This is a genomic window from Streptomyces sp. NBC_01635, from assembly GCF_045209715.1.
Taxonomy (GTDB): Bacteria; Actinomycetota; Actinomycetes; order Streptomycetales; family Streptomycetaceae; genus Streptomyces; species Streptomyces hirsutus.
On sequence record NZ_CP109277.1, the window covers coordinates 6,133,035 to 6,155,371 of the forward strand.

The 22,337-nt window shown below is 72.6% G+C and carries 19 protein-coding genes and 1 pseudogene; 5 read left to right on the forward strand and 15 right to left on the reverse strand.

Annotation, left to right across the window (positions count from 1 at the left end; genetic code table 11):
- Positions 1–4: 4 nt before the first annotated feature.
- Entirely contained in the window at positions 5–1,267 is a 1,263-nt protein-coding gene (locus OHB56_RS28615) for a styrene monooxygenase/indole monooxygenase family protein (protein ID WP_326754721.1), read from the forward strand.
- Here the strand turns inward: OHB56_RS28615 and OHB56_RS28620 are convergent.
- The 4 genes from OHB56_RS28620 to OHB56_RS28635 form a co-directional block, all read right to left on the reverse strand.
- Positions 1,231–2,649 (reverse strand): NlpC/P60 family protein, encoded by a 1,419-nt coding sequence (locus OHB56_RS28620; RefSeq protein WP_406356417.1) that lies wholly within the window; start codon positions 2,647–2,649, stop codon positions 1,231–1,233. The two genes, OHB56_RS28615 and OHB56_RS28620, sit on opposite strands and share 37 nt — an antisense overlap.
- A 102-nt stretch (positions 2,650–2,751) precedes the next feature.
- Entirely contained in the window at positions 2,752–3,081 is a 330-nt protein-coding gene (locus OHB56_RS28625) for a hypothetical protein (protein WP_326754723.1), read from the reverse strand.
- A 58-nt stretch (positions 3,082–3,139) separates the two neighbouring features.
- Positions 3,140–3,793 carry a helix-turn-helix domain-containing protein gene (locus tag OHB56_RS28630; RefSeq protein WP_326754724.1) on the reverse strand — a complete coding sequence of 218 codons (654 nt, stop codon included), beginning with the start codon at positions 3,791–3,793 and terminating at the stop codon, positions 3,140–3,142.
- A 339-nt stretch (positions 3,794–4,132) separates the two neighbouring features.
- Positions 4,133–5,077, reverse strand: a complete 945-nt coding sequence (locus tag OHB56_RS28635) for a diiron oxygenase (RefSeq protein WP_326754725.1) — start codon at positions 5,075–5,077, stop codon at positions 4,133–4,135.
- A 209-nt stretch (positions 5,078–5,286) separates the two neighbouring features.
- Between OHB56_RS28635 and OHB56_RS28640 the strand changes: the two are divergent.
- A pseudogene (locus OHB56_RS28640) lies at positions 5,287–5,514 on the forward strand (Uma2 family endonuclease); the annotation flags it as partial.
- On the opposite strand, the gene OHB56_RS28645 reads toward OHB56_RS28640, so the two are convergent.
- The 5 genes from OHB56_RS28645 to OHB56_RS28665 form a co-directional block, all read right to left on the reverse strand.
- Positions 5,511–6,020, reverse strand: coding sequence for a DUF3291 domain-containing protein (locus OHB56_RS28645; RefSeq protein WP_326754726.1), 510 nt, complete (start codon positions 6,018–6,020; stop codon positions 5,511–5,513). The pseudogene OHB56_RS28640 and the gene OHB56_RS28645 overlap by 4 nt on opposite strands.
- Positions 6,021–6,091: 71 nt before the next feature.
- Positions 6,092–7,549 (reverse strand): penicillin-binding transpeptidase domain-containing protein, encoded by a 1,458-nt coding sequence (locus OHB56_RS28650; protein ID WP_326754727.1) that lies wholly within the window; start codon positions 7,547–7,549, stop codon positions 6,092–6,094.
- Positions 7,546–8,934 carry an FtsW/RodA/SpoVE family cell cycle protein gene (locus OHB56_RS28655; protein ID WP_406356421.1) on the reverse strand — a complete coding sequence of 463 codons (1,389 nt, stop codon included), beginning with the start codon at positions 8,932–8,934 and terminating at the stop codon, positions 7,546–7,548. Before OHB56_RS28655 ends, OHB56_RS28650 begins: the two co-directional genes overlap by 4 nt.
- Positions 8,935–8,977: 43 nt before the next feature.
- Positions 8,978–10,186, reverse strand: coding sequence for a hypothetical protein (locus tag OHB56_RS28660; RefSeq protein ID WP_406356423.1), 1,209 nt, complete (start codon positions 10,184–10,186; stop codon positions 8,978–8,980).
- 192 nt (positions 10,187–10,378) lie between these two features.
- Positions 10,379–10,885 carry a dual specificity protein phosphatase family protein gene (locus tag OHB56_RS28665; protein WP_055593475.1) on the reverse strand — a complete coding sequence of 169 codons (507 nt, stop codon included), beginning with the start codon at positions 10,883–10,885 and terminating at the stop codon, positions 10,379–10,381.
- Positions 10,886–10,985: 100 nt separating this feature from the next.
- On the opposite strand from OHB56_RS28665, the gene OHB56_RS28670 reads away from it, so the two are divergent.
- The 3 genes from OHB56_RS28670 to OHB56_RS28680 all read left to right on the forward strand — a co-directional run bounded on the left by OHB56_RS28670 (position 10,986) and on the right by OHB56_RS28680 (position 13,260).
- Complete coding sequence (locus tag OHB56_RS28670) at positions 10,986–11,789, forward strand: nuclease-related domain-containing protein (protein WP_326754730.1); 804 nt, start codon at positions 10,986–10,988, stop codon at positions 11,787–11,789.
- Positions 11,790–11,996: 207 nt separating this feature from the next.
- The gene (locus OHB56_RS28675; RefSeq protein WP_406356426.1) at positions 11,997–12,512 is read left to right on the forward strand and encodes a SigE family RNA polymerase sigma factor; all 516 of its coding nucleotides are present in this window, start codon (positions 11,997–11,999) and stop codon (positions 12,510–12,512) included.
- Positions 12,502–13,260 (forward strand): hypothetical protein, encoded by a 759-nt coding sequence (locus tag OHB56_RS28680; RefSeq protein ID WP_406356428.1) that lies wholly within the window; start codon positions 12,502–12,504, stop codon positions 13,258–13,260. The genes OHB56_RS28675 and OHB56_RS28680 overlap by 11 nt, the downstream gene beginning before the upstream one ends.
- Before the next feature lie 56 nt (positions 13,261–13,316).
- On the opposite strand, the gene OHB56_RS28685 is transcribed toward OHB56_RS28680, so the two are convergent.
- From OHB56_RS28685 to OHB56_RS28710, 6 genes are all read right to left on the reverse strand, one after another.
- A complete protein-coding gene (locus OHB56_RS28685) occupies positions 13,317–14,177 on the reverse strand; it encodes a carbohydrate ABC transporter permease (RefSeq protein ID WP_326754732.1) in 861 nt (286 codons plus the stop codon).
- On the reverse strand, positions 14,174–15,112 hold the full coding sequence (locus tag OHB56_RS28690; protein WP_406356430.1) for a carbohydrate ABC transporter permease: 939 nt from the start codon (positions 15,110–15,112) through the stop codon (positions 14,174–14,176). Before OHB56_RS28690 ends, OHB56_RS28685 begins: the two co-directional genes overlap by 4 nt.
- Positions 15,109–16,461 carry an ABC transporter substrate-binding protein gene (locus OHB56_RS28695; protein WP_406356432.1) on the reverse strand — a complete coding sequence of 451 codons (1,353 nt, stop codon included), beginning with the start codon at positions 16,459–16,461 and terminating at the stop codon, positions 15,109–15,111. The genes OHB56_RS28690 and OHB56_RS28695 overlap by 4 nt, the downstream gene beginning before the upstream one ends.
- A 298-nt stretch (positions 16,462–16,759) precedes the next feature.
- Positions 16,760–18,133 carry a cryptochrome/photolyase family protein gene (locus OHB56_RS28700; RefSeq protein ID WP_406356434.1) on the reverse strand — a complete coding sequence of 458 codons (1,374 nt, stop codon included), beginning with the start codon at positions 18,131–18,133 and terminating at the stop codon, positions 16,760–16,762.
- Positions 18,134–18,238: 105 nt separating this feature from the next.
- The gene (locus tag OHB56_RS28705) at positions 18,239–19,864 is read right to left on the reverse strand and encodes an SDR family oxidoreductase (RefSeq protein ID WP_406356436.1); all 1,626 of its coding nucleotides are present in this window, start codon (positions 19,862–19,864) and stop codon (positions 18,239–18,241) included.
- A gap of 82 nt (positions 19,865–19,946) precedes the next feature.
- Complete coding sequence (locus tag OHB56_RS28710) at positions 19,947–22,277, reverse strand: MMPL family transporter (RefSeq protein WP_406356438.1); 2,331 nt, start codon at positions 22,275–22,277, stop codon at positions 19,947–19,949.
- Positions 22,278–22,337 lie beyond the last annotated feature (60 nt).

The window sequence follows — 22,337 nt, forward strand, 5'->3', positions numbered from 1 at the left end:
CCGTATGCGGAAGATACTCGTCGTCGGAGCCGGCCAGTCCGGTCTCCAGCTCGCCCTCGGCCTTCAGTCGCACGGGTACGAGGTCACCCTGATGTCCAACCGGACCGCGGACGAGATCCGCACCGGCCGGGTGATGTCGACGCAGTGCATGTTCCACACGGCGCTGCAGCACGAGCGCGATCTCCAGCTGAACTTCTGGGAGTCCCAGGCCCCGAAGATCCAGGGGCTCGGTGTCTCGGTCGCGGCCCCCGGCTCGCACGACCCGGGCCCGACGCAGCGTGCGATCAACTGGCTGGGCAGGCTCGACGGGTTCGCGCAGTCGGTCGACCAGCGGGTGAAGATGGCGGGCTGGATGGACACGTTCGCGCAGCGCGGTGGCCAGCTGGTCATCCACGGCGCGGCCGTCGGCGACCTGGACTACTTCTCCCGTACGTACGACCTCGTGCTCGTCGCCGCCGGCAAGGGCGAGCTCGTGCAGATGTTCGGCCGCGACGCCTCGCGCTCCCCGTACGCGGAGCCGCAGCGCGCGCTCGCGGTGGCCTACGTCCACGGGATGGACCCGCGTCCGGAGCACCCGGACACCGAGGCGGTCCGCTGCAACATCGTCCCCGGCGTCGGCGAGATGTTCATCATGCCGACGCTCACCACCTCGGGCCGCGCCGACATCCTGTTCTGGGAGGGCATACCCGGCGGCCCGCTGGACGTCTTCAAGGACGTCAAGGACCCGGCGGAGCACCTCTCCCTGACCCTGGAACTCATGGAGAAGTTCCTCCCCTGGGAATACGCGCGGGCCACCAAGGTCGAACTGACCGACGCCGGCGGCACCCTCGCCGGCCGCTACGCCCCGACCGTCCGCAACCCCGTCGGCACGCTGCCCGGCGGCGGCCTGGTCCTCGGCGTCGCCGACGTGGTCGTGGCCAACGACCCGATCACCGGCCAGGGCTCCAACTCCGCGTCCAAGTGCGCCGACTCCTACCTCGCCTCCATCCTCGAGCACGGCGAGGCGCCGTTCGACGAGACGTGGATGCGGCAGACCTTCGACCGCTACTGGGCCACCGCCCAGCACGTCACCAAGTGGACCAACGCCATGCTGGCCCCGCCGCCCCCGCACGTCCTCGACGTCCTCGGTGCGGCCGGCGGCCTCCAGCCCGTCGCCGACCGGTTCGTCAACTGCTTCGACAACCCGGCCGACCTCGAGAACTTCTTCTACGACCCGGAGAAGGCCGGCGCCTACCTGGCGGAGGTCTCGGGGGCCGTGGAGGCGTAGTCCGGCGCGTCCCCCCGGTACCCCTGGTCGGCCCCCTGCGTCGCCCCCTCGGGGAGCTCGGGCGGCACATAGCGCCGCAAGGGCGCCCGGCCCGGGTCGGGGCGTACGGCGCCCAGGACCGGGTTGGCCGCGATCGGGGAGACCTTCACCCGCGTGCCGGGCCGCGGCGCCTGCACCACCATGCCGTCGCCGAGGTAGACGGCGACATGCGTGGCGTCGGGGAAGTACACGACGAGGTCACCCGGCCGCAGTTCGTCCAGCGGTACCCGGTCCAGCCGCGCCCACTGCTCCTGACTGGTCCGGGGCACCGGCGTCCCGGCCGCCCGCCACGCCTCGGAGGTCAGCCCCGAGCAGTCGTACGCCTCGGGGCCCTCGGCGCCCCACTCGTACGGCTTCCCGATCTGCTCCACCGCGTACCGCAGGGCCCGGTCGCCCGCCGCGGAGGGCGTGCGCCCGGCACCGGGAGCACGGGGAGTGCCGGGGGCGGCGGGAGTACCGGGAGTGCCGGGGGCCGCGGGAGTGCCGGGGGCGGTGGGGGTAGTGCCGGGAGTGCCGGGGGCGGTGGGGGTACCGGGGGCGGTGGGGGTAGTGCCGGGAGTATGGGGAGTACCGGGGGCCCCCGGCGCGCCGAGGGCTCCGGAAGCCAGGAACTCCGCCTGGTCCTCGGCGACTTCGGCCCGCTCCAGCTCGGCGAGTGCCGCCAGCTGCTCAGGGGTGAGCGAAGCGAGCAGTTCCTCGACCTCGCCGAGCCGCTCGCGCACCGCGTCACGCTCCTTCTCGCGCTGCTCGGCGAGGGCGAGCTGGTCGTCGAGTGCCTTGCGGGCCCGCCGGGCGAGCGTCTCGGCCCGCTGCTCGCTGCCGGTCAGCCGCCCCACCGTGTCCGCGCGGTTGCGTGCCAGCCGCCCGATCACATGTCCCTGGTCGAGCGCGTGCTGCGGATCGCGGGCCAGCAGCAGCCGCACGTACGGGGAGATCCCGGTGCTGCCCTGGTACTGCTGCCGGGCCAGCCGCCCGGCCGCGCCCCGGCTGTCGTGCAGGGAGAGCCGGGCGACGGCGAGGGCACGGTCCAGCCGTCGTGTCTCGGCGCGCTGCTTCGCCAGCCGCTCCTCGGCGGCGTTGTAGGCCTCGGTGGCCTTCCCGGCCTCGCGGTACAGCCGCTGAAGGTCCGTCAGCAGCTCGGCGACGGACCGGTCATCGGGCGGTGTCGCCTCGGTGGCGGCCGCACTGTCCCCGGAACGTTCCGTCGCGGTACTCGCCGGCGGTTCCGGAAGGGCCGTCGCGGGCCCCGGCGGTTTTGGAAGGGCTGCAGCGGGCCCCGGCGCGAGAACGGTGCCGACCGCGACCGCCGCCGTACATGCCAGACGCAGAAGCATTCCTGACACCTCATCACCTCCGATGCGGGCGGCTCCTCCGCTCCGCATCGCGAGCATCCGGCGGCTTGGCCGGGTCCGCTCGCCGGGTGTGCGCGGTTCGGCGCAACGGTGTCATCCGTCGGTGTCGTCCGGCTTGCCGCGCGGCGTGGCGTCTGGATCGGCGGCCGGATCGCGGGTGCGCCCGGACCACGGCCACCTCGGGCGGTCGGCCGTCGCGGCCCCGTCCGGGTCGTACCGGTACTTCCACCCCTGGGTCAGTCCGAGCCGGCCGCTCTGCCCCCGAGGCACGCGCCGGTAGACCAGCACCGCGGGCGGGCCGCCGTCCGGGGCCGGGACGGGGATGCGGTACGTCTTGGGCGGGTGCCCGGTGATGCCCAGCAGCACGGGCAGGACGCGCCCGTCCATCGGTCCGCCCTCGAAGGGGGTGTCCTGACTTCTCACGGCACCAGTGTCGGTCATGCCCCCGCGTCGGGCGTCCACCGGCCGTCCGTCCGACGGGTCAGCCGTCCTCCGACAGCGCCCGGACGAGGGCCCCGGTCTCCGCGTCGCGCCGCGCGGTCACCTCCAGGGCGGCCAGGAACTGCTCCACGAGCCAGTCCCGCAGCTCGTCGACGGGCAGCTGCCTGCCCTCGTCGAGCCAGATCAGCGAGGCCGCCTCCACGGCGGTGATCCACATCCGGATGGTCATCCGCAGCCGGGGCCCCGGCTCGGTGGCCCCGAGATGGCTGAGGATGTGCTCGGCGGCGGCCCGGCGCACCCCGTCGACGATGGCGGTCGTACGGGAGGTCTCCACCACGCTCCCGCCCTGCAGCAGCGCGCTGAACCCGGTGCCGTGCCCCTCGACGAAGGCGAGGTACCGGTCGAGCGCCCTGGCCAGCCGGGGCAGCAGCGGGCCTTCGCGGGGCTCGTCGAAGCAGTCCCGCAGCTCGTCGGCGGCGGACCGGAGCGCCGCCTCGTACAGCTGCTGCTTGCCGCCCGGGAAGTACCGGTACACCAGGGGCCGCGACACCCCGGCGGCCTCCGCCACGTCGTCCAGCGACACCTCGTCGGGCGCGCGGTGGGCGAAGAGGGACAGCGCGGCGTCGAGCAGTTGTCTGCGCCGCTCCTCGACGCCGAGGCGCCGGTAGGCGGGGGTGGGGGCCGACGGGGTCATGCCCCGCAGCGTAACCGCCCGCCCCCGGCGGCTGCTCCGGCGCCCGCCCCTTCGGCACGCGCCCGGTGCCTGCGCCGGCAGCCCGGAGGACTTCCGCAGTCGTCGTCCGGCCCCGCGCAGGACACCGAAGTCGTCCAGGCCGGGTCGATGTGCGGCTCCGCCGCGGGGTCGTGAGCCGCTTGGCGGCTGCCGGGGCGGTGGTGCTCAGGCCAGCAGCCCGGAGGACTTCCGCAGTCGTCGTCCGGCCCCGTGCAGGACACCGGTGTCGTCCAGGCCGGGTCGATGTGCGGCTCCGCCGCGGGGTCGTGAGCCGCTTGGTGGCTGCCGGGGCGGTGGTGCTCAGGCCAGCAGCCCGGAGGACCTCCACAGCCGCCGTCCGGCCCCGCGCAGTACACCGATGTCGTCCAGGAAGTCCGTGAGCCGTTTCGCGCCCTGCTGCATCACGTCCCGCCGGTGCGCGCAGGCCCTGACCTGGGCGACGGCCTCACGCTTGTCCAGCCCGACGTTCGTGTAGACGTCCGGGTTGACGAACGCCACCGAGAAGACGCGGGCGAACTCGCCGGAGGTGATCCGGGTGAACTCCTGCGACCACTTCGGCGCGGTCACCATCTGGCGCCGCAGCTCCTCGCGGGCGTAGCGCACATGCCGGGCCTCCTCGACGACGTGGATGCGCGTGACGCCCCGGATCAGCGGCTGGACGCGCTCGTCCGGGAAGGTCAGCCGCTGCATCCAGTCCAGGACCTCCTCGCCGAGCAGGGTCGCCGTGAAGGAGCCGGGCGTGGTGGAGATGGTCTTGAACAGCCGTCCGAGGTGCTGGTGCAGCGGGCTCACCGGGTACCAGGGAGTGTCGCCGCGGGTGATCAGCCGGGCGAACATCCTGGAGTGCCGGCACTCGTCCTCGATCTCGGTGAGCGCGTACCGCACATGCGCGCTCGTGGCCGCCTTGTCGTAGATGTGCCGCACCAGCAGCTGCATCAGGATCAGTTCGAACCAGATGCCGAGCGAGGCGAGCGCCGCCGCCTCGTGCCGCGACAGCAGGAGGCGCTGCTCCTCGCTCATCCGCTTCCACAGCGGGGTGCCGTACAGCGAGACCAGCTCCGGCGGCCAGAACCACAGACCCTCCTCGAAGGGCGCGTCCCAGTCCAGTTCCTTGTCCGGGTCGAAGGAGTGCTTGGCGGAGGCGTCGAGCAGCCGCTCGGCCACCTGCTCCCGGTCCTTGAGCAGGCCGAGTGCGTCGCGCAGCCCGTCGAGGGCGTCGGCGTCCGTCAGGGGCTGGGTCGTCATGGCGGTTCCACCTCGTGGGCGTAGCGGGCTACCGGTGGGTCACCTCACTTATGAGACTGCCTGTCAGCAAGCCCGTCAATCCCCTGCGCGCGACTTGTCGGCGGACGGTCCACCCGGCGCGGGCGTCGACGGCGCGCTCTCCGGAGCACCTCATGGAGCGGCGGATCGGCGTTCGCCCTGGGTGGGCTGACGGTGCCGGTCGGACTCCGGACTCGGTGGAGCGGGACCGTGAGGCCAAGCCCCGTAAATACGCGGCCGCGGGGATCGCGCACTTCTGGCGCGTCGAGGAGGACGAGGGACTCCCCGTGGTCCACGTCTACGAACTGGACGACGCGACCAAGTCGTACGTGCCCATGGGCATCTTCCACAACCGCCTCGAGCTGACCGTGCCCTTCCCGATCGACATCGACCTCGCCGCCGTCGACCGCCGCCGCTAGACCGGGCGGCCCAGCCCGTTCGGCGCCTCGCCCGGGACGGGCTCCGCGCTCCCCTGCGGGAACGACGTCCGGAGCGTGAACGCGTAGGGCGTCGGGCCGTGGGCGCGCAGGTGCAGCAGTCGCGCCTCCGCCTCCGCGACCGTGGGACGGTGGCCCTTCGGGACCCACCACAGGGTCGTCATCGCCTCCTTCACCTGCTCGAACCACTCCCGGCGCCGGGCCAGCATCTCCCGGTGCCGCCCCTGGTACATGTACGCGGTCAGAGCACGGGTGTCCCGCCACACCGACATGTTCACGATCAGCCATGGGTCGTCGAAGACGGACACGTCGGTGGCGTTCCCCTCCTCGCCGAGCAGCCGCCAGACGAAGCCGTCGGCGGCCTCGGCGTCTGCGTTCACCGGGTCGAGATTGTCGACGAAGTCCTTCAACCGCGGTGAATCCAGCGGGGCTTGGAGGCGAGAGATATTGACCTGGGCGAGTTCGTGCACGGGGATGGCTTCCGTCATGGGCCGAACGGTAGACGGACGGAGGCGGGTTCGGCAGCCCTCGTCCCAGCAGATGATCCGCACGGCGATGCCTACGGCTTCAACACGGCCTCCATCACCGCTTTGGCGATCGGCGCCGCAGTGCCGCCGCCGCTGATCTCCCGGCGACTGGCCGCCGCGTCCTCCACCACGACCGCCACCGCGACCTTCGCCTCCGCGTCTCCGTCGTTCTGCGCCCAGGACACGAACCAGGCGTACGGCGTACCGGAGTTGCCGATGCCGTGCTGGGCGGTGCCGGTCTTGCCGCCGACCACGGCACCGCGGATCGCCGCGTTCGTGCCCGTGCCCTCCTCCACCACCCCGCGCATCAGTTCCCGCATCCGCAGCGCCGTCGACGGGTACATGGCCTGCCGGGACCGCCCCGGGCCGGCCGTCGACACCGTGCCGCCACTCGCCCGGGTCGTCCGCTCCACCAGGTACGGCTCCCGCACGTGCCCGTTGTTGGCGACGGCCGCCGCGACCATCGCCATCTGCAGGGGGGTGGCCCGCGTGTTGTACTGACCGATCGACGACAGGGCGAGCTGCGCCCGGTCCATCGTGGTGTCGAAGGTGCTGCGCGCCACCGGGAACGGCACCCGCAGCCCCTCCTCGTTGAACCCGAAGCCCTCCGCCGTGGCCGTCAGGTCCGCCAGGCCCGTGGCCACCCCCACCTTGGCGAACACGGTGTTGCAGGACCAGGTGAACGCCTCCCGCACCGAGGCGTCCGCGCAGCCCCGGGACTCGTTCGTCAGCCGTGTCGTCGTCCCCGGCAGGGTGTACGGGTCGGGGGAGTCCGTCGGCTCGTCGAGGTCGGTGACCACGCCCGCGTCCAGCGCCGCCGCCGCGGTGACCACCTTGAACGTCGAACCCGGTGGATACGTCTGCCGCGCGGCCCGGTTCAGCATCGGCTTGTCCGGGTCGGCGTTCAGCCGGGCCCAGGCCTGCCGTGCCGCCGCCCCGTTCCCGGACAGCAGCTCCGGGTCGTACGACGGGACGGACACCAGGGCCAGGATCCGCCCGGTCGAAGGCTCCACCGCCGCCACCGCGCCCTTGCGCGAGCGCAGCCCTTCGTACGCGGCCCGCTGGGCGGCCGGGTGGATGGTCGTGAGGACGTCGCCGCCCGCGTTGCGGGATCGGGTGAAGTCGTTCCACAACGGCAGTGGCTGGAGCAGCGGGTCGGTGCCCGCCAGCAGCCCGTCCTCCGTGTGCTCCAGCAGGGTCGTTCCGTACTCCTGAGAGGCGAAGCCGGTCACCGGCGCGTACAACGGGCCGTCGGCGTAGGTCCGTTCGTAGCGCAGATGCTCCCGGGTGTCCCGCGAGCCGGTGACCGGGCGGCCGTCGACCAGGATGTCACCGCGCGGCTGGCGGTAACGGGCGATGGTGTCACGGCGGTTGGCCGGGTTCTCGTCGTAGGCGTCGGCATGCAGCACCTGGACGCGGGTGGCGTTCACCAGCAGGGCGAACAGCAGCAGTCCGCAGAACACGGCGGCCCGCCGGATGTACCGTGTCATGAACCCGCACCTCCGTCCGTCCCGTCGGACCGAGGACGTCCGTCCCCCCGGTGGCCTGCCGAATCGCTCAGCCGGACCAGCAGCGCCACGATCGCCCAGTTGGTGACCACCGACGAACCCCCCTGCGCCAGGAACGGCATCGCCATCCCGGTCAGCGGGATCAGCCCCGTGACCCCGCCCGCGATCACGAACACCTGGAGGGCCACGATCGCGGCCAGCCCCACGGCGAGCAGCCGGCCGAACGGATCGCGCAGCGCGAGGCCGGCCCGGTAGCCGCGTTCCACCAGCAGCCCGTACAACAGGAAGATCGCGGAGAGCCCGACGAGCCCCAGTTCCTCACCGGCCGTGGCCAGGATGAAGTCGGACTTGACCGCGAAGCCGATGAGCACGGAATGCCCGCGCCCCAGCCCGGTGCCGAGCAGCCCGCCCTCCGCGAAGGCGAACAGCGACTGCGCCAGCTGGTTCGGGCCCTCACCCGCCTCGATCGAGGCGAACGGATTCAGCCAGGTCTCGATTCTGCTGTGTACATGCGGTTCCAGCCGGCCCACGGCCACCGCGCCCAGCGACGCCAGCAGCAGGCCGACGGCGAGCCAGCCGGTACGGCCGGTGGCGACGTACAGCACGACGACGAACAGGCCGAAGAACAGCAGTGACGTGCCGAGGTCCCGCTCCAGGACCAGCACGCCCACGCTCACCAGCCACACGGCGACGATCGGGCCGAGCACCCGCCCGGTGGGCAGCTGCAGCCGCCAGAACCGGCGGCCGGCGTAGGTGAGCGCGCCGCGGTTCTCCGCCAGGTACGCCGCGAAGAACACCGCGAGCAGCACCTTCGCGAACTCTCCCGGCTGGATGGAGAATCCGGCGACCCGGATCCAGATGCGGGCCCCGTTCACCGCGGGAAAGAGGATCGGCACCGTGAGCAGGACGAGCGCCGAGGCGGCGCACACGCGGGTGAAGCGCCGCAGCACCCGGTGGTCGCGCAGCAACAGGACGACCGCGATGAACAGTGCCACGCCCAGCGTCGACCACACCAACTGGGTCGGGGCGGCCTCGTCGCCCGGTGTCTCCAGGTCGAGCCGGTAGATCAGCACCAGGCCGAGCCCGTTGAGCAGGACTGCGATGGGGAGCAGGAGCGGGTCGGCCCGGGGCGCGCGGAAGCGCACCGCCAGATGCGCGAACAGCGCGAGCACGCCGAGCCCGGCGCCGTAACCGGCGGCGCCGGGCGGGACGGCGCCGTTCCTGGCGAAGCCGACGGCGCAGTAGCCGTACACCGACAGCAGGACGGCCAGGACGATGAGGGCGAGTTCGACGCCACGGCGCCGGGGGAGGGGAGCGGTGGGCGTGGGCGGATCAGCCGTCGCCAAGGAGATTCCGGCCTTGCTCATGTCCGGAACCTACCTATATGTGACCTCTTGTGTGGTGTGCCGGTCAGCACCAGCGTGGCGCGGGCCCGATGTTGTCGATGTGGCGGGCGGTACCCCAGGCCCAGGTTCTGCCGTCGGTGACCAGGTACCAGAGCGGGTTGCCCTGGACGTTGTCCCCGCCGGCCTTGCAGTAGATCGAGACGACATCGCCCTTGCGGACGTGCCGGATGACCCGTGCGCCGCGGTCCGGCGAGGTGCGCAGGGCGAGCGAGGGCGCCGTGACGACACCCCTGTACCGGCTGTGGTCGCCGTGGTTGCCGCCGCCGTTGCCGCCGACTCCGTCATTGCCGTTCCCGTGGCCGACGCCGTTGTCGTTCCTGCCGTTGCCGCCTCCGCCCCCTCCGTCGTCGTTGCCGCCACCGTTGCCGTGGCCGCCCCTACCCCCTCCGTCGTTGCCGCCACCACCGCCGCCGCCGCCGCCGCCGCCGCCACCGTCACCGCCGCCGCCACCGCCACCGTCACCGTCACCGCCGCCACCGTTGCCGTGGCCGCCGCCGTTGTTGCCGACGCCGTTGTCGTTGCCGCCCCTGCCCCTTCCGTCGTTGCCTCCGCCTCCGCCGTTGTCGCCACCGTTGTTGTTGCCGTTATCCCAGTCGCTGCCGTCGTTGCCGCCCCTGCCCCCTCCGTCGTTGCCTCCGCCTCCGCCGTTGCCGCCACCGTTGTTGTTGCCGTTATCCCAGTTGCCCCCGCCGTTGCCGCCCCCGCCCCCACCGCCGTTGCCTCCGCCCCCGCCCCCACCGCCGTTGCCTCCGCCCCAGTCGCCTCCGCCGTTGCTGTTGCCGGGGCTGCCGTCGTTGCCGCCCCTGCCCCCTCCGTCGTTGCCTCCGCCTCCGCCGTTGCCGCCACCGTTGTTGTTGCCGTTATCCCAGTCGCCGTCGCCGTCGCCGTCGCCGTCGCCGCCATTGCCGTCGCCGGTCTGCTGGGTCCAGTCGCCGTTGCCGCCCTGTTGGTTCGAGGGGCCGCCGTTGTCGCCGTTGTCGCCCTGTTGGTCGGTTGTGCCGCCGTCGCCGGTCTGCTGGTTCCAGTCGTCGTTGTCGCCGTTGTCGCCCTGCTGGCTCCAGCCTGACTCATCGTCATTGCCCAGTGTGTCGCTCGCGATGGCGGGGACGACGGCGGCCGCGAGGGCCAGGGTGCCGACGGCCAGCGACATCGGCAGGCGGCGGAGGAGGCGGGGGCGCGAGGCGAGTGGTGAGTGCGGGGAGTGCCGTGACATGGAGTACCTCCATATAGGGGCGAAAGGCTGCAAAGTGACTAATCGCCACATTAGGAGCAGCCCTCCGCCCCCGCCCGCCTTGGTGCGCCATCGGGGACGGTCGTCCGGATCGCCCCGCGTCGCCGCTGGTGACAGCCCCGTGCTGAGGAAGCGTCAGGCCGCCCGACGCGCACCCCACGGCGTCCTGTCCTTTTACTCCGTCAGTTCCTCCAGCAGCCGGGCCGTCGGCAGTCCGGCCCGCAGGTAGTCGACGAACAGGTCGTTGTGCAGGGCCCAGCCCGAGCGGCGGGCCCGGATCAGCCGGATCGCCTCCTCGGCGGAGCTGCCCCGGCGCATCAGTGCGTGCGCGACGACCAGTCCTGAGCGGTTGTATCCGTGATAGCAGCGCACCAGGACCTTGCGGCCGTCGTCCAGCGCCTCGCACGCCGCCTCGGCGAGCCGGATGACTCCCAGGAGCTGGGTCCCGTCGAGCGGCCCGTCCGGGATCGGCCACACATGGTGCTCGACCCCGGGGTCCGGTCCGTGCCCCGGCAGCCGCAGCAGCGTCTGCACAAGATCGAACTCCTGGCGCACGGATGCGAACTCCAGCCGCCCGGTCCGGGCCCTGAACTGGTGCCCGCCCATCCACAGGCCGGGTGCGATCTCGTCCCACGGAGTGTCCGGTGCCGGTACGTCGGGTTGCTTCCCGCGGGTATGCAACGGTGCCTCCCCAGCATCACGGCTCAAGGGCTCTCCAAGGTAGCCGGGTTCTTGCCCCCGGAGCACCCGCCTGTTCCCATGGAAGGTGGGGTGATGGTGCATGAACGGTCTGCGCGTCGTACCGACCTGGCGGCACGGCCGGGAGCGGCTGTACGTCTGCCTCCCGGACGGAGGGAACATCGCCTGGTACGACCGTGACGCGGCCAGGGTCAACCTGCTCGGTGAGGACCGCGAGGCGGAGGTGCTCGAAGCGCTCGGCCCCTTCCTCACCGGCCCGGTCACGGTCGGTCCGCCCCCGGTCCCCACCCCCGCCGAGCTGGCACGACTCACCCTCCATCCCGACGACGACCTCGCCCCGAACCGTCCCGGCGAGGCCCTCCTGGTCGCGCTCGACCGCGACCCCGGCCCGGCCCACCGCCTCCGTCCCGACCCGCGGCACCGGGCACTCGACGCGGAGCGGACGGTGGGCGAGGCCCTGGACCGCATGGACGGACTGGGGGTACGCGTTCTGCACTCGATCCCGCTCCCCGGCGGCGATCGCGTCCACCACCTGGCGATCGGCCCCGGCGGGCTGTACGCCGTACACGCCGTGTACGCCCGCAGACAGCGGGTGACGGTCGCCGACCCGCTGGTCACCCTCGGCCGCCGCGAGCCGCACCCCGTGCTGCGCCGCGTCCGCGCCGACGCCGACCGGGTCTCGTACGCCCTGACCGCGGAGGTCCGCCCGGTGCTCGTCCTGGTCGGAGCGTCGCATGTGACGATGAGGACTCCGCCGCGTGCGGTGCGCGTCCTGACGGGCGACGAGGTGGAGCGTCTGGGCGACCTCGGGGGCGTACTGAAACCGGCCGACGTGGAGGCCCTGCACGCGATGGCCCGGGACCGGAACACCTGGGCCCGGCTCTGAGCGGGACGGGATCGGCCGGCCGGGCGGGCTGAGCGGGCGGTCGTGGGACAAGGAAACGGTATTCACCCGTATGGCGGTTGATGGATCCTAGGACCCGTGTTCCGCGTCTTCCTCCAGGGCTGTGCTTCCATGTGCGTGATCTGTTGAACCTGTGTGCATGTCAGGGCCGGCCGGTCGTACGCACATTCCCGGACACCGGTGGAGGGCATGACCGAGGACGAGTTCGACGCTTTCTACGCGGCCGCGTTCCCCCGTCTGACCGGTCAGCTCTTCGCCTTCACGGGGGATTTGGGCGAGGCCCAGGACGTGGTCCAGGAGGCGTTCGTGCGGGCCTGGGACCGGCGCCACAAGCTTCAGGCCGACGGGGCTCCCGAGGCGTGGGTGCGCACGGTCGCCATGCGTCTCGCGGTCAGCCGCTGGCGCCGCGCGCGACGCTGGCTGGAGCTGGCGCGCCATTCCGCGCTGCCGGAAACGACCCCCGGTCCCGGTCCCGAACGCGCCGCGCTGGTCGCCGCGTTGCGCGAACTGCCCGAGCATCAGCGTATGGCGGTCGTCCTTCACCATCTGTGCGACCTCAGTGTCGAACAGGTAGCCTCCGAGACCGGCGCACCCGTGGGGACGGTCAAGGTCCGGCTGTCCCGGGGACGGGCGGCACTGGCCAAACAGCTTGCGGTGGACGAGGCCGAGGAGCCGGCCTGGAGGGAGGGCGGCCGTGTCGGATGAACTCGCCACCGCGTTGCGCGAGTTGGCGGAGGCGAACCAAGCGCCGCCGCCCCTGCCGGCCGCCGAGGTCCGCACCCGGGCGCGCCGCCGCTCCCGCCGTCGCCGGACCACCGTCCGCCTCGGCCTGGCGACCTCGGCGGCCAGCATGCTGGCGACGATCGGACTCACCGTGCACGCCGAGGAGCCCGGCCGGGACCCGCGCGCCTCGGCCGGGTCCGCGACGATCGGCACGCCGACGTCCAGTCCCCGGGCACCCGAGGCGGTGACCGCCCGGCCGGCCGACACCGAGGAGGCCGTCCTCGACCTGGGCCGTCACACCCTCACGTTCGACGGCCGTGTCATGCGCGTCGACTCGCACTTCTTCGGCACCTTCCTGTCGCCCGGCCGCGAACTGACCGTGCGGGCCAAGCACGAGGTCATGCTGCTGCGGGGCGAGAAGAGGACCGAGAACCGCCACGAGGCCAAGGTCCCGTACGTGGTGGAGCTGCGCACCGGCGACCGGCCGCCGGTCTACGCGGGCGCCCTCGCCTTCGACACCCGGTCCCTCGGTGCCCTCGACGTCAGGACGGGCTGGCTGGGCCTGAGCGTCAACGACGCGCGATGGTTCTACACCCACGTCCAGCGGGGCGAACACGTCGAGATCACCTCCACGGCCACCCCGCCCCCGCCCGCACCGACGCCGGTCCCGGGCGACGGACCGGACCCCGGGCCCGAAACCGGAACCGCGACCTCCCGGCCGGCAGGCTGACCGACCGCCCGGGCCGTGTCGCGGGAGCGGCGGACGGTCCCCCGCCGTTCCTCCCGCTACCCCTTGACCGCCCCCGATGTCAGCCCCCGGATGAACGAGCGCTGGAGGGCCAGGAAGGCGAGTACCGACGGCAGCATGGCCAGGAACGCGCCCACGAGCAGCACGCCGATGCCCACCTGGTCGTCCGAGCGCATGGAGCGCAGGGCCAGCGGCAGGGTGTACTGGGCCGGGTCCGTGGCGACCAGCAGGGGCAGCATGTACTGGTCCCAGATCATGGTGAAGCCGAAGATGCCGATGACGCCCAGGGCGGGGCGGCACAGGGGCAGCACGACCTGCCAGAAGACGCGGAACTCGCCCGCGCCGTCCAGCTTCGCCGACTCCTCCAGCTCCTTGGGGATCTCCTTCATGAACTCGGTCATGACCAGGATGGAGAAGCCCCACGCCGCCACCGGCACGATCATGCCGGCCAGCGAGCCGACCAGGCTGATGTGCACCACCGGCAGATCCGCCAGCAGCACCGACAGCGGTACGGCCAGCACCTCCTCCGGCAGCATCATCGTCGCCAGGACGACCACCAGCACCGTCGCCGAACCGCGGAAGCGCTTACGGGCCAGGGCATAGCCGGCGAAGACGCTGACCAGGACCTGCAGGGCCAGGCCGGCGCCGACCACGATGAAGGAGTTGAGGAGATAGTCCAGGACGCCCCGGTCGATCGCCCGTTCCAGGTTGTCGAGCGACAGCCGGTCGGGGAGCAGGGTGAACTGCGTCGGGTCCACGGTCGGTGTGAAGGCGCCGACCATCAGGGCCAGCAGCGGCCCCGCGAAGATCACGAAAAGGACGGTGTGCAGGACGAACCGGGCGGCCCGGGCCCATGGCCCGTGAGCCTCCTGCAGGCCGAGCGCGGTCTCGTTCCTCATCGGGCCTCCCTCCTGCGCAGTCGCGACGCGACGGTCAGCACCAGCAGAACCAGGAACAGCAGGACGGTTCCGGCCGCCGCCACGCCCAGCTCGTTGCGTTCGAGCCCGAGCTTGTACGTCAGCGTCAGCAACACCTCCGTCGAGCCGTCCGGCCCGCCGTTGGTGAGCAGGAACACCTCGGTGAAGATCCGCAAGCCCCGGATCGCCGCCAGGGTCAGCAGGATCGCGAACACCGGCCGCAGACCGGGCAGCGTGACGTGCCAGATCCGGCGGAAGCGCGAGGCGCCGTCGACCGCCGAGGCCTCGTACAGCACCCGGTCCACACCGGCCAGCCCCGCCAGGAAGATCATCATGTCGTAGGGGGTGCCCCGCCAGACGCCGACGAAGGCGATGGACGCCAGTGAGCTGTCCGGCGAGTTGAGGAACTCGCTCGGCCCCAGACCGAAGACGGACAGCACCGAGTTCAGCGCCCCGCCCTCGGCCGGGTAGTACATGACCCGCCACACCTCGGCCACCACCGCCATGGCGGTGACCACCGGCAGGAAGATCGCCGACCGGACGAACCACAGGCTCCGGGTCTGCCCCTCCAGCAGCAGCGCCAGCGCGAGACCGAGCACGATCGACCCGGCGGTGGTCGCCACGGCCAGTACCACGGTGTGCCACACCGCCGCGCCGAAGTCGGAACTTCCCGCGATCTCCGCGTAGTTCGCGCCGCCGACATAGGTGTTGCCGAGGAACGGACGGACCTCCTCGAAGCTCATCCGCACGGCCTGGACCATGGGGATGAACTTGAAGTACAGGAAGAGCAGCAGGGCCGGGGCGAGGAAGAGCCACGGTGTCGCGGCCCGTCGCAGCCGTGTCTTCGCCGGCGGGCCCGCGCGGAGCGGACGCCGGGTGCCCGGACCCGGCGACGTCCGTGCCTCGGTCGCCGTCATTCGCCCTTGGCCCCCTGCTTCTCGAGCTCGGCGTCCAGCTCGTCCGCGAGCTCGCCCATCGCCTTGCCCACGTCGCGCGAGCATGTGGAGACGACGCCGTTCAGACCCTCGGACGACAGTTGCCGGACGGCGGACCAGTTGGGCAGGGCCGGCGCGTTGCGGCCGGACTCGTTGTAGATCTCCTGGAAGGTCTCCCAGCGCGGGTCCTTCCGCTCGGCGGCCCCGTCGACCGTCGTGTTGACCGGCAGCCGGACGATGATGCCGCCGTTGTCGACGCCGAGACCGATCCTCTGGCCGGCCGGGGAGGCGGCGAACTCGGCGTACGCCTGCTGACCCTTCTCGTTGCTGGAGCCGGCCATCATGTAGACGTTCTCGCCCTCCGCCAGGACGGCCTCGCCGCCGGCACCCGGCGGCGGCGCGAGCACCTCGTACTTGTCCTTGCCGAGCGATCCGTCGAAACGCGGCAGCATGTACGGGCCGGTCAGATAGATGCCGCCCTTGCCGCTCTCGAAGAAGGTGTGCGTGGCCGAGGAGTCGGCGGTACTGGCGCCCGGCTGCGCGACCTCGGAGTCGCAGAACATCGCCTGGAGCTTCTCGACCGCCTCGACCGACGCGGGCTCGTCGATCGCGGCCGCGTAGCCCTCGCCCCGCTCCTTGACGAAGTCGCCGCCCCCGGACCACAGCATGGTCGAGAACCACCAGGTCAGATAGCCGCGGGTGGTGCTCCCGGGTATCACCATGCCGGCGGTGTCGTTCTTGCCGTTGCCGTCCGGGTCGTCCTCGGTGAACTTCACGGCCAGTTCGGTGAGTTCGTCCCAGGTTCGGGGAACGCCGGCGCCCACGGCCTCCCGCCAGTCCTTGCGCACCAGCAGGGCGAAGGCCTGCGAGTTGAAGGGCACGCCGTAGTACTTGCCGTCGTAGCCCCGCGCGGCCTCCCAGGCGCGGTCGGCGAGATCGGCGTTCCCGGCCACGCCGTCGCGGTCGACCTCGCGGACCAGCCCCTGGGTCACCAGGTTGCCCAGCTGGCCCGTGTCGTTGATGACGACGTCCGGCAGGTCCTTCTGCGCGGTGCGCTGCTGAAGCTTGGTCTCGAAGTCCGTCACCCCGACGGCGACCAGCTTCGCCTCGATGCCGCTCTCCTTGGTGAAGGCCTTGGTGAGGGCCTCGGCCGACTCCGCGGCGGGACTCCCGGCGTCCTGCCGGATCCAGACCTCCAGGGGCCGGGAGTCGTCCTGTTGGGCTGTGCCGCCCGAGGAACAAGCGGTGGCGGTGGCAGCGGTCACGGCGAGAACGGCGGCGAGAACGCCGGCCTGCCGCCCTCCTCTTGGCTTGCGGAGTTGCTTGGACACGAGTGGCTCCGTCCAGTGCGTGCGGGCGAGGTGACCGGACTCTACGCACAGACGGCCCACCTCATCAAGACAGTGAACTACATTTATATACATGAACAGTGAGGGTGTGATCGGAGAGCGATCGGTCGTGCCTGCGGGGGTGCGAGCGGGGCGGGACGGGGCAGGCCCCGTTCAGAACGTTCCGGCCGCCAAGTGGGCGCGCCGGCCGCCGAGACGAGTGATGCCGGGGCCGGTCGCGGCCGACTCCACCCCGGAGCCCGGAGCCCGGAGCCCGGAGCGCGGGTCCCGGGTCCCGGGCTCAGTCGAGGCCGCGGGCGTGCTGGAAGCGGGCCAGCCCGTCGGCGAGGCCGATCAGCGGGGCGGGGTAGTCCAGGGCGGCACGCCGTTCCTCCGGCAGTCGCCAGGGCTCGTGCACGTTCCGCTCGTCCACGTTCTCCAGTTCGGGCACCCAGCGCCGTACGTAGGCGCCGCTCGGGTCGTAACGCCGGCCCTGGCGGACGGGGTTGAGGACGCGGTTCGGGCGGGAGTCGGTGCCGGTCCCGGCGACCCACTGCCAGTTGAGCTGGTTGTTGACGAGGTCACCGTCCACCAGCAGGTCCAGGAAGTGCCGGGCGCCGACCCGCCAGTCCACGTACAGCGTCTTGGCCAGGAAGCTCGCCGCCAGCAGCCGTGCCCGGTTGTGCATCCAGCCCTCGTGGAGCAGTTGGCGCATCGCCGCGTCCACGAGGGGATAGCCGGTACGGCCCTCCCGCCACGCGGCGACGTCCTCGGCCGCCTCGTCCTCGGACCGCCACCGGTCGTGCCGGGGGCGGTAGTCCCGCCGGGACGCCTCGGGCCGCGCCGCCAGCACCTGGTGGTGGAAGTCGCGCCAGCACAACTGGCGTACGAACGCCTCCGCCCCCACGCCACCCCGCGCGCGGGCCCGTTGGACGAGCTCCACCGGGGAGAGGGTCCCGAAGTGGAGGTGGGGCGAGAGGCGGGAGGTCACGTCGCCCGCCAGGTCGTCGTGCCCCTCCTCGTACTCGGCCATCCGGGACCGGGCCCACCGGGCGAACCGTTCGCGCCCTCGTGTCTCGCCCCCGGTGGGGAGGCCGGGGGAGAGGCCGGACAGTTCGTCACGGGAGGGCAGCGGCTCGCCGCGCACCGCGTCGGGGACCCGCACGGTGCGCGGCGCCGGGCAGGTCTCCCGCAGCCGCTCCTGCGACCAGCGGCGGAAGTAGGGGGTGAACACGGCGTAGTGGTCGGACCCCGCGGGCGTCACGGCCCCGGCGGCGACGGCGGTGATCACCGCGTCGTGCACCCGCAGCGCCACCCCGCGCCGGCCGAGGTCCTCCCGCAGCCGCTCCTCCCGCCGCTGGGCGTAGCCGCTGACGCCCGCCGCCGTGTGCACCTCCACGGCCCCGCACTCCGCGGCGACCGCGCCGGCCTCCCTGACAACCGGCCCCGTACGCACGACGAGCCGGCCGCCGCGCCGGCGCAGCGAGGCGTCGAGGTCCCGCAGGCAGTCGGCGAGGAAGGCGGCACGGTTCGGCGCGTCGAAGCCGGCCGCGTGGACACCGGGATCGCGCACGAAGAGCGGCACCACCTCGTCGGCCGCGGCGAGCGCGGCGCGCAGCGGCGGATGATCGTGCAGACGCAGATCCGAGGTGAACAGGACGACCGCGACGGTCATGGGGCTACTCCTGGTCGGGCATGAGGGCTTGCTTGCTTTCCCGCCGTCTCTTCGGGCTGTTCCCGGCACACGGATGCGGAGCCGGGCACGCCACCGCCGGACGCGTCACCCGCGGGGCAGGCGCCGGGCGCGCCGTACGTGCCGTGCGGGCGCGTGGCCTTCGCGGCGGCCCGTGCGCGCGTCGGCCCCGTGCGCGCTCATGCCCTTCGAGGCCGCCTGGGTGATGTTGCGGGCCATGCCGCCGAAGACGACGGCGTGGAACGGGGCGACGGACCACCAGTAGGCATGGCCCGGCAGTCCGCGCGGGTGGAACAGGGCGCGTTGGCGGTAACGAGTGCGGCCCTCGTCGTCCGTGTCGGCGTACATCTCCAGCCACGCCAGGCCCGGCAGCCGCATCTCGGCCCGCAGCCGCAGCAGTCGGCCGGGCTCGATCTCCTCGACCCGCCAGAAGTCCAGCGAGTCCCCGACCCGCAGCCGCTCGGCGTCCCGCCGCCCGCGCCGCAGGCCGACACCGCCGACGAACCGGTCCAGCCAGCCCCGCACCGCCCAGGCCAGCGGGAAGGAGTACCAGCCGTGGTCCCCGCCGATGCCCTCGATCACCTTCCACAGCGACTCCACGGACGCCTCGACCGGCATCCGGCGCTCGTCCTGGTAGAGACTCCCGCCGGCCCAGTCGGGGTCGGTGGGCAGCGGATCGCTGGGCGCCCCCGGCAGGCTCGCGGACGACCAGCGCGTGGCGACCTGCGCCTCCCGCACCCTCCGCAGCGCGAGGGCCAGCGCCTCGTCGAACGGCAGGGGACTGCCCGGCACGTCGGGCACGTACCGGGCGATGTCGTGCTCGTGGCAGACGACCTCGTGGCGCAGCGATTCCGTCAACGGCCGGGCCAGGGAGGCGGGTACGGGGGTGACGAGCCCGATCCAGTGGCTGGACAGTCTCGGTGTGAGCACCGGCACCGGCACGACGAGCCGCCGCCGCAGGCCGGCCACGACGGCGTACTGCTGCATCATCTCGCGGTAGGTGAGGATGTCCGGGCCACCGATGTCGAACGCCCGGTCGACTTCCGCGGGCATGCGGGCCGAGCCGACGAGGTACCGCAGCACATCGCGTACCGCGACCGGCTGGATCCGGGTGTGCACCCAGCTGGGGGTCACCATGACCGGCAGCCGCTCGGTCAGATAGCGCAGCATCTCGAACGACGCCGACCCCGAACCGATGACGACCGCGGCCCGCAGCACGGTGGCGGGCACCGGCCCGTCGAGGAAGATCCGTCCGACCTCGGCGCGGGAGCGCAGATGCGGGGACAGGGACTGCTCCGGCACACCGCGCGGGGTCAGCCCGCCCAGGTAGACGATGCGCCGTACGCCGGCGGCCCGGGCCTCTTCCGCGAAGGTCCGGGCCGCCTGCCGGTCGGTCTCCTCGAACCCGGAGCCGGTCCCGAGGGCGTGCACCAGGTAGTAGGCGACGTCGATCCCGCGCAGGGCCCCGGCGACCGAACCGGGGTCGGTGACGTCGCCCCGGACGGTCTCGACGTCACCCGCCCAGGGATGGTCGCGGAGCTTGCCGGGGGTGCGGGCGAGGCACCGCACCCGGTGCCCGGCCCGCAGCAGCTCCGGCACGAGGCGCCCGCCGATGTATCCGGAGGCGCCGGTGACCAGGCAGTGCAGCCGCTCGGCTCCGCTCCCGTCCCGCTGTCCGTTCGAGCCCGCGTCCGTCCCCGCGTCGGTGCCCACGTCCGTCTCCTCCGTGCTCGCCCGAGGCCGCTTTCCTCTTCCTCTCGTCCGATCATGGCGGCAGTGCGGTGCCCGCGCCCGTTCAGCCGGGCCGGGAACCGGATCCGGCGTCGGAGGCGGGCCCGGTCCCGGAGCCGACTCCGGTTTCGGTTCCGGTTCCGGATCCGGCTCCTGCCTCGGTCCCGGCTCCTGCCTCGGTCCCGGCTCCTGCCTCGGTCCCGGCCTCGGTCCCGGCCTCGGTCCCGGCCTCGGTCCCGGCCCCGGCCCCGGTCCCGGAGCCGGCACCAGCTCCGGCTCCCGCGTCGCCCTTGCGGGCCAGAACGCTCGGCCACCACGCCCGCGGACCGATGTCGATCACGAGCGCGGGCACCAGCAGCGAGCGGACCACGAGGGTGTCGAGCAGGACGCCGAAGGCCACGATGAACGCGATCTGGGCCAGGAAGGCCAGGGGAATCACCATCAGGGCCGCGAACGTCGCCGCGAGGACGACACCGGCCGAGGTGATGACTCCGCCGGTGGTGGTGAGCCCGCGCAGCACGCCCTGCCGGCTGCCGTGCGCGAGCGCCTCCTCCCGGACCCGGGACATCAGGAAGATGTTGTAGTCGACGCCCAGCGCCACCAGGAACACGAACCCGTACAGCGGTACCGAGGCGTCCGTGCCCGAGAACCCGAGGAGATGCTCGAAGACGAGTGCCGAGACCCCGAGCGTCGCCAGGAAGTTGAGCCCCACGGTCGCCACCAGCAGCACCGGCACGAGCAGCGAGCGCAGCAGCAGGACGAGGATCAGCAGGATGATGCACAGGACGACGGGCACGATCACCGTACGGTCCCGGGCGGCGGTCTCCTGGGTGTCGTACTGCTGCGCCGTGTAGCCGCCGACCAGCGCGTCGGCCCCGGAGACCGCGTGCACGTTCCCGCGGAGCCGTTCGACGGTCTCCTTGGCGGCGTCGCTGTCGGCCCCGGCCTCGAGCGTGGCGGAGATCTGGACGCGGCCGTCGGCGACGAGCGGCTCGCCCCCGGGACGCCCCGAGGCGGAGACCGTGGCGGCCGACGCCACGCCCTCGGTCCTCTCGGCCGCGGCCGTCACCTGAGCGGCACGGTCGGCGTCGGCGACGATGACGGCGGGGTTGCCGGAGCCGCCGGGGAAGTGCTCACCGAGTGTCTCCTGGGCGGAGACCGAGGAGGCCTCGCCGACGAAGATCTCGTCGAGCGGCACGCCCTTCGAGGAGAGGGCCGGGGAGAAGGCCGCGAAGGCGGCGAGCACCAACGCCGTCACCACCCACGTTGCACGCGGCCGCCGGTCCACGGTCGCGGCGACCCGCTGCCACACCCCGCGCTTTTCCCCGGAGCCGTCCGCGGAGGGCGCGCTTTCGGCCTCCTTCGGCCGGGAGGGCCAGAAGGCACCGCGTCCCAGCAGGGCCAGCACGGCCGGCAGGAAGGTGAGCGTGGAGAGCACGGAGCACACGATGCCGATGGCGCCGACCGGCCCGAGGGCGCGGTTGTTCGTGAGGTCGCTGGCGAGCAGGGCCAGCAGACCGAGCACCACGGTCGCGGCACTGGCCGTGATCGCCCCGAACGAGCGGCGCACCGCGGCCGTCGCGGCCGCGACCCGGTCCCCGCGCGCGGCGAGTTCCTCGCGGAAGCGCGCGGTCAGCAGCAGCGCGTAGTCCGTGGCGGCGCCGATCACGAGAATGGAGAGAATGCCCTGCACCTGGCCGTCCACCCGGACGACGTCCCGGTCGGCCAGCGCGTACACGACCGCGCACGCGAGGGCGAGGGCGAAGACGGACCCGAGGATGATCAGGAACGGCAGCAGGACGCTCCGGTAGACCAGCAGAAGGATCACCAGCACGGCGGCGAGCGCCACGCCCAGCAGCAGTCCGTCGATCCCGGCGAACGCGTCCGACAGATCGGCCTGGCTCGCCGCCGGTCCCGCGATCTGCGCCGTGGTCCCCGGCACGCTCTTCGCCGTCTCCCGGATCTCGTCCAGGACCTTGGACAAACCGTCCTCGAGGTCGGGCTTCAGCGGGACGACGGCCTGCATGGCCTGCTGGTCGTCGGAGACGAGGGCGGGCGACGGGGCGCCGACGACCCCGGGCTGCCCGGCGAGCCCGCCGATCGCCCGGGTGGCCGCCTCCCGCTGCGCCTCGGTGACCGTGCCGTCCCCGCCCCCGTCGAGCGTCCACACCACGATGGCGGGAACCGTCCGGGCCGCCCCGGCCTCCTCGAACGCCTCACCCGCTTCGAGGACCTTGGTCGACTCGGCGCTCTGCGGCAGGAACGCGGCCTGGTCGTTGGTGGAGACCTCGCCCAGTTTGCCCGCGTAGGGGCCGAGCGTGCCGCCCACACCCAGCCAGACGATCAGCAGGACGAGCGGCACGAGCCACCGGCCCCGGCGCGGTGTGGTTCTCATCGGATCCCCAAGCGACATCGGTACGGAAAGGAGCAGGAAAGTAAATCTCAACCATCAAGT